This is a genomic window from Streptomyces sp. NPDC004561, assembly GCF_053602155.1.
Genome location: NZ_JBSGDB010000010.1, coordinates 41,611 through 48,129, shown reverse-complemented (window position 1 = coordinate 48,129; position 6,519 = coordinate 41,611). Strand labels below are relative to the sequence as shown.

The following is a 6,519-nucleotide window of genomic DNA, read 5'->3' as shown; positions in this document are numbered from 1 at the left end:
GGCGGCCGCGTCGGTGGCGGGCTGGACGGTGTTGCTCAGCAGCGTGGAGCGGTTGAAGCCGGCGCCCAGGACGGAGACGCCGGGGTACGGCGGGTACCTCCCCGCCGAGGGGTACGGCACCGGATACGGCTCTGGGCACGGCGACGGACACGGCGTGGGCCAAGAGCACCCACAGGAGTACGCCCGGGAGGACGTCGCCCGGGAGGAGTACGAGCAGGGGGAGCCGGAGGAGCGGGAAGCGCCGGAGCCGCGGGAGGAGACCGGGGCCGGCGGCCGGGCCGCCCGGCGCAGGACGCGGGGCACCGCCGGCGCGAGCCCCGCCGAGGCCGACTCCAGCCGCCGGGACCGCAAGGCCGCCGCCCACCGACGCCGCCGTCGCCGTACCGTCCTGATCGCCGCCGGCCTCGTGCTGGCGGCGGGCGGCCTCACCGTCGCCGAACTGGGCACGGACGCGCCCTTCCCGCTCTCCGGCGGCAGCCCGGCCACGTCCGGCGACACCGCGGCCGACGGCGGCGCGTCCTCCGCGACGCCGGGCGGCACGGCCGGTCCCCTCCGCGACGCCTCCGGCACCGCCGCGGGCGCCACCGCCTCCCCGGACGCCCCGGCCTCCGCGTCCGCCTCCAGGCCCCCGAAGCACAAGGCCTCCGCCTCCCCGTCCGCCACGGACACGGGCACGGTCCGGCAGTCGGCGACGGGCGGCGGCGTGACCACCAAGGCCCCGACCGCCCCGGAGACCACCCACCCCACCACCGCCCCGAGCGGCGGCCCGACGTCCTCCGGCCCGACCCCGAAACCGTCGCCCAGCAGGACCTGCACCCGCTTCCTGTGGTGGTGCTCCTGAGCCGAACCGCCGGCCACCTGCGGCGCGTCCGAGCCGTACCGTCCCGCCTTCGGCGGCGCGCCTGAGCCGGAATCCCCCCGCCTTCCTCTCCTGTCCGCCCCCCTCCGTCGCGCCCGTGGCACCGGCCGGTCCCCGGGGCGGTTGAGTCGAACGGGTCCGTCTCGCCGTACCGATCCCCGGAACGCCCCGCGTGAGCGCGGGCGTTGTGCCGAGGGGGAGCAGCGAGCAGCGGCTCAGTTGAGGAGAGCGGATGACGCAGGACATCACCGTCCACGGCACGGTCGCCGAGGGCTTCGAGGCGGTGCGCGAGGAGTTCGCCGCCTTCGTCGCCGGGGAACGGGACGACTACGAGGGTCAGTTGTGCGCCCATGTGCACGGTCGCCGCGTCGTGGACCTGTGGGCGGGCGAGGGCGTGGCGGGCGACTCGCTGTACGGCGTGTACTCGGCCACCAAGGGCGCGGCCCATCTGGTGGCGGCGCTGCTGGTGCAGGACGGCACGCTGGAACTGGACCGCAGAGTGACCTACTACTGGCCCGAGTTCGCCGCCGAGGGCAAGGGCGCGCTGACCCTGCGGGACCTGCTCGCGCACCGCTCCGGGGTGGTGGGCACCGACACCGGGTTCAGCCGCGCGGAGCTGGCCGACGACCGGGCGATGGCCGAGCGCCTCGCCGACCAGCGGCCGTACTGGCGGCCGGGCACGGCCTTCGGCTACCACGCCCTGGTCATCGGCGCGCTGACCGGCGAGGTCGTCCGCCGGGCGACGGGCCGCACGACCCAGGAGGTCTACGAGGAACGGGTCCGCGCCCCCTACGGCCTGGACTTCCACCTGGGCCTGCCGGCCGCGGACGAGCCCCGCTTCCGTGGCGTCCGGCCGCTGCTGCCCACCCCCGGGCAGCAGGTCCTTCTCGACGCGCTGCCGGCCGGCCGGCACAGCCTCGCCGCGATCGCGTTCAACCGGCACGCGGCGGAACCGACCGACCTGGAGCGGCTGTACGAGGAGCGGCAGGTCCGCGCCAGGGGCCCGGCCTCGGTGGGCGGCATCGCCTCGGCGCGCGGCCTCGCCGGGATGTACGCGGCGGCGATCAGCGAGGTCGACGACAAGGCGCCGCTGCTGAAGGAGGACACGGTCGCGGAGTTCGGCCAGATCCACTCCGTCGGCTACGACCTGGTGGCCCGCGTCCACAAGGCCTTCGGCCTCGGCTTCCAGGCCACCGCCGACGTCTGGCACCCCTTCCTGGGCGCCGGCGCGATCGGCCACAGCGGCGCCAACGGCACCCAGGCCTTCGCCGACCCCCGATCCGGCCTGGCCTACGGCTACACCCGGCGCCGTCTCGTCTTCCGGCCCGGCGCGGCACCGGAGAACGACCGGCTGGCGGCGGCGGTGCACACGGCGGCGCTGGCGACGCGCTGACCCGCGGGACACGGCGCAGCAGCCGCACCCCACGTCCTAGGGTGCGGCTGCCGCCATGAGCAACGACGCCGGTCAGACCAGCGTCACGCTGATGTCGCCCCGAGTCGCCTTCGAGTACGGGCAGACCTGGTGAGCCTTCTCCACCAGGGAGCGCGCGGTCGCCTCGTCGACGCCGGGGATGCTCGCCGAGATCTCGACGATGATCCCGAAGCCGTCGTCGTTCCTCCCGATGCCGACCTTCGCGGTGACGGTCGAGCCGGAGACGTCGGCGCCCCCCTGCCGGGCGACCACGCCGAGCGCGCCCTGGAAGCAGGCGCTGTACCCCGCGGCGAACAGCTGCTCCGGGTTGGTGCCGGCGCCGCTGCCGCCCATCTCCTTGGGCGGGTTCACGACGACGTCGAGCCTGCCGTCGTCCGTGGCGACACGGCCGTCCCGGCCGTTCTCGGCGGTGGCGACGGCCGTGTACAGAACGTCGGACTGGGTGATGGGCATGCGGTTGTCCTCCTCGTCGGTCCGCCGTGACTCGCGCCCGCGATCGACGACGGATTTCGGAAAGAAGTTACCGCACAGCGGAAGAACCCGGAATCCTGGTCCTGGATCCTAGAGCTTGACGATCATCTTGCCGGTGTTGTCGCCGCGCAGGACCCCGAGGAACGCCTCCAGGGTGTTCTCGACGCCGTCCACGACCGTCTCGCGGTACTTCAGCTGCCCCGAGGCGACCCAGGGGCCGACCTCCGAGACGAACTGCGGCTGCAGGTCGTAGTGGTCGCCGACCAGGAAGCCCTCCATGCGGCCGCGGGTCTGGATGAGGCGGGCGAGGTTGCGCGGGCCGGGGGCGGGATCGGTGTTGTTGTAGACCGAGATCATGCCGCAGACGGCGATGCGGCCGTTCAGGTTGAGCGAGCCGACGGCCGCCTCCAGGTGGTCGCCGCCCACGTTGTCGAAGTAGACGTCGATGCCGTCGGGCGCGGCCGCGCGCAGCTGCTCGGCGACCGGGCCGTTCTTGTAGTTGAACGCGGCGTCGAAGCCGTACTCCTCCACCAGCAGCTTGACCTTCTCGTCGGACCCGGCCGAGCCGATGACCCGCGAGGCGCCCTTGAGCTTGGCGATCTGCCCGACCTGGCTGCCCACGGCGCCGGCCGCGCCGGAGACGAAGACGATGTCGCCCTCCTTGAAGGAGGCGGTGCGCAGCAGACCGGCGTAGGCGGTCAGGCCGGTCATGCCGAGGACGCCGAGGTACGTCGACAGCGGCGCGGCCTCCGGGTCGACCTTGACGGCGTGCCGGGCGTCCAGGACGGCGTACTCGCGCCAGCCGAAGAAGTGCAGGACGTGATCGCCGGCCGCGATGCCCTCGGCGCTGGACTCGACGACCTCGCCGACCGCGCCGCCCTGCATGGCCTTGCCCAGCTCGTAGGGGGCGGCGTACGACTTGGCGGCCGACATCCGGCCGCGCATGTACGGGTCCACCGACAGGTACTTGTTGCGCACCAGCACCTGGCCCTCGCCGGGTGTCGGGACCTCGGTCTCGACCAGGGCGAAGTCCTCCGGCTTCGGCCAGCCGACGGGACGGCTGAGCAGGTGCCACTCGCGGTTGATCATGACGGTGCCTTTCGATTTACTTCAGCATCTGAAACAACCGTGCACCTGAATATTTCATGATGTCAAGTAAGCGGGGTAGGATGCCGTCATGGCCGCGCCGCAGAAGACCCGTCCGGACGAACTGACCATAGAGGTCGTCCAGCTCATCGCCGAGGTGGTGGCCCGCTACCACGCGGACTACGAGGAGGCCGCCGCCGGGCACGCCCTGACCGGCGCGCAGGCGAAGCTGCTCAGCCTGCTCTCGCTCGATCCGCTGCCGATGCGCAAGCTGGCGCAGAAGCTGAAGTGCGAGCCGTCCAACGTGACCGGGATCGTGGACCGGCTGGAGACCCGGGGGCTGGTCGAACGGCGTCCGGACCCCGCGGACCGCCGGGTGAAGCTGGCCGCCGCCACGGACGACGGCCGCCGGGTGGTACGGGAACTGAGGGACGGCCTGCGCTTCGCCCGCGAACCCCTGGCGGGCCTGTCCGACGAGGAGCGGCTGGTGCTGCGCGACCTGCTGCAGCGCATGCTGGACTCCTGACGACTCCGGGTAAAGTCCTGGCCATGCATGATCTCGGGGCGGGGTTCGGACACCTTCTGAAGGGCCAGCGCTGGGTGGCCCGGCACGGCCGTCAGTACGGCTTCGGCCTGCTGCCCGGCCTGATCACCCTGGTCCTCTACGCGGCCGCGCTGGCCGTGCTCGCCGTGTGGGGCGAGGACGCGGTCGGCTGGGCGACCCCGTTCGCGGACCACTGGTCCAGCCCCTGGCAGGGCCTGTTCCGCGGCCTTCTGACCGCCGTGCTCTTCGCCCTCGGCCTGCTGCTGGCCGTGCTCACCTTCACCGCCGTCACCCTGCTGATAGGCCAGCCCTTCTACGAGAACCTCTCGGAGAAGGTCGACGCCGACCTGTCGCCCGACGGCACCGCCCCCCGCTCGGACCTCCCGCTCTGGCGGGAGCTGTGGACATCGGCCCGCGACAGCCTGCGCATCCTCGTCCGGGCCGGCCTGTGGGGCGTCCTGCTCTTCGCCCTCGGCTTCCTGCCCCTCGTCGGCCAGACCGTCGTCCCGGTGATCGGCTTCTTCGTCACCGGCTTCTTCCTCACCGAGGAACTGGCCGCCGTGGCCCTCCAGCGCCGCGGCGTCGAACTCCGCGCCCGGCTCGCCCTCCTCCGCTCCCGCAAGAGCCTGGTCTGGGGCTTCGGCGCCCCCCTCGGCCTCGCCTTCCTCGTCCCGTTCGTCGCGGTGTTCCTGATGCCGGGCGCGGTCGCCGGCGCCACCCTCCTCGCCCGCGACCTGCTGGGCGAGGAGAACGCGGAGGCGGAGGCCGAGGAGGACCGGCAGGTCACCTCCTGACGGACGCGGCCCCGGCCGCCACCGTCAGGATCGACCGCACCTGCGCGACGATGTCCAGCCGGTTGCGCACGAACTCCGGGTCGGTGACCGTGCCGGTCGCCGGGTCGGTGTTGCCGGCGCCGAACTGGAGGACCGGCGTGTGCACATGGCCGCCGGGCAGCGTGCCGTGCAGCCCGAGCCGGTCCCGGAGCAGGGTGGCCCGGTAGGCGATCTCGTTGGAGAGGTAGTCGCCGCCGCCCCCGGCGCGGGCCGTGGAGCCCGGGGTCGGGCCGTCGGGCCGGACGACGGGATCGGTGCCCCCCGCCGGGATCTCGGTGACCTCGGTGTGGTCGTACACCGGGAACCGGCCCGTGTGCGCGGCCACGACGGCGGCGTAGGGCAGCGTCGTGGTCGTCCACTGCGGCTGGGTGGCCGGATCGGCGACCGGGACGGTCTCCGTCCGCGAGACGCCGTCGTTGTCCGGGAAGCCGCCCCGCCAGGCCCCGTTGGTGCGCTCGACGTCGAACCGGCCGACGCGGCCCTGACTCACGGTCGTGAACAGGTCCACCGCCGGCAGGTACGGCCGCAGCGTCCGCTCCACCGTGCCCTCGGCGAAGTCCCGCCAGCGCACCGGGAAGACGGCCGTCTCCACGCGCGCCGGACCTGCGGCCGTCTCGATCACCGTGCCGTCGAGCGCGAGCGCGGCCGCCCCGGACGGATTGGAGATGCGGATGTCCCGGTCGAGGGTGAACGGGTCGAAGCCGGTGAGCAGGATCCGCCTGAGCCGCGGGCCGGCCGGATACCGGATGTCCGTCTGCCCCCGGGAGGTCCGCTCCAACCGGTCCAGCAGGTCCTGCCGCTGGGTGTCCGTGAGCCCGAACCCGGGCGCCCAGGTCCGCACGTCACGCGTCATCCCCAGCCGCGCCCAGTACAGCGGCCGGTCGTCGTCCCGGCTCAGGTCGCCGCCGGCCGGCCCCCGCCCCTGGGCCCGTTCCACGGCCCGCCGCCACAGCGCGGACCCTTCGCGCACGACGACGCGGCGGGCCCGCGCGTAGGAGCCGGCGCGGGCCAGGTCGCGGCCGAACTCCGCTGCCGCCGCGTCGAATCCGGAGCGCCGGAGGATCTCCTGCGGCACGGCCCCGTCGAGCCGCTGTTCCTCGACGGTGGGGGAGGGGACCGCCGGTGCGGCGGCCCCGGCGGTGGGCGTGGCACCGGGTGCGGACAGGCCGGCCAGCAGGGCCAGGCCGAGGATGCCGAGGCGAACGCGTAGGGCGGTCAAGGCAGTTCGGGTCCTTCCGTCGCGGTGGGGCGCATGGTGCGGTGGACGGCGGAAGTATCCCGTGCCACGGGTGAG

7 protein-coding genes are annotated in these 6,519 nt (G+C 73.8%); 4 read left to right on the top strand and 3 right to left on the bottom strand.

The window, feature by feature from the left end; translation table 11 throughout:
• Both ACWEN3_RS02765 and ACWEN3_RS02760 read left to right on the top strand, forming a co-directional pair.
• A partial coding sequence (locus tag ACWEN3_RS02765) for a hypothetical protein (RefSeq protein WP_452964811.1) occupies positions 1-841 on the top strand: 841 nt, incomplete at its 5' end.
• A gap of 250 nt (positions 842-1,091) precedes the next feature.
• A complete protein-coding gene (locus ACWEN3_RS02760; protein WP_452964808.1) occupies positions 1,092-2,252 on the top strand; it encodes a serine hydrolase domain-containing protein in 1,161 nt (386 codons plus the stop codon).
• A gap of 72 nt (positions 2,253-2,324) precedes the next feature.
• Here ACWEN3_RS02760 and ACWEN3_RS02755 read toward each other — a convergent pair whose 3' ends face one another.
• Positions 2,325-2,744, bottom strand: coding sequence for an organic hydroperoxide resistance protein (locus tag ACWEN3_RS02755; protein WP_452964805.1), 420 nt, complete (start codon positions 2,742-2,744; stop codon positions 2,325-2,327).
• Between the two features lie 108 nt (positions 2,745-2,852).
• Positions 2,853-3,851, bottom strand: a complete 999-nt coding sequence (locus ACWEN3_RS02750) for an NADP-dependent oxidoreductase (protein WP_452964802.1) — start codon at positions 3,849-3,851, stop codon at positions 2,853-2,855.
• Positions 3,852-3,939: 88 nt separating this feature from the next.
• On the opposite strand from ACWEN3_RS02750, the gene ACWEN3_RS02745 reads away from it, so the two are divergent.
• Entirely contained in the window at positions 3,940-4,374 is a 435-nt protein-coding gene (locus tag ACWEN3_RS02745) for a MarR family winged helix-turn-helix transcriptional regulator (protein WP_452964799.1), read from the top strand.
• Between the two features lie 23 nt (positions 4,375-4,397).
• A complete protein-coding gene (locus tag ACWEN3_RS02740; protein WP_452964796.1) occupies positions 4,398-5,186 on the top strand; it encodes an EI24 domain-containing protein in 789 nt (262 codons plus the stop codon).
• Here the strand turns inward: ACWEN3_RS02740 and ACWEN3_RS02735 are convergent.
• On the bottom strand, positions 5,176-6,444 hold the full coding sequence (locus ACWEN3_RS02735; protein WP_452964793.1) for a pyroglutamyl peptidase: 1,269 nt from the start codon (positions 6,442-6,444) through the stop codon (positions 5,176-5,178). The two genes, ACWEN3_RS02740 and ACWEN3_RS02735, sit on opposite strands and share 11 nt — an antisense overlap.
• Positions 6,445-6,519 lie beyond the last annotated feature (75 nt).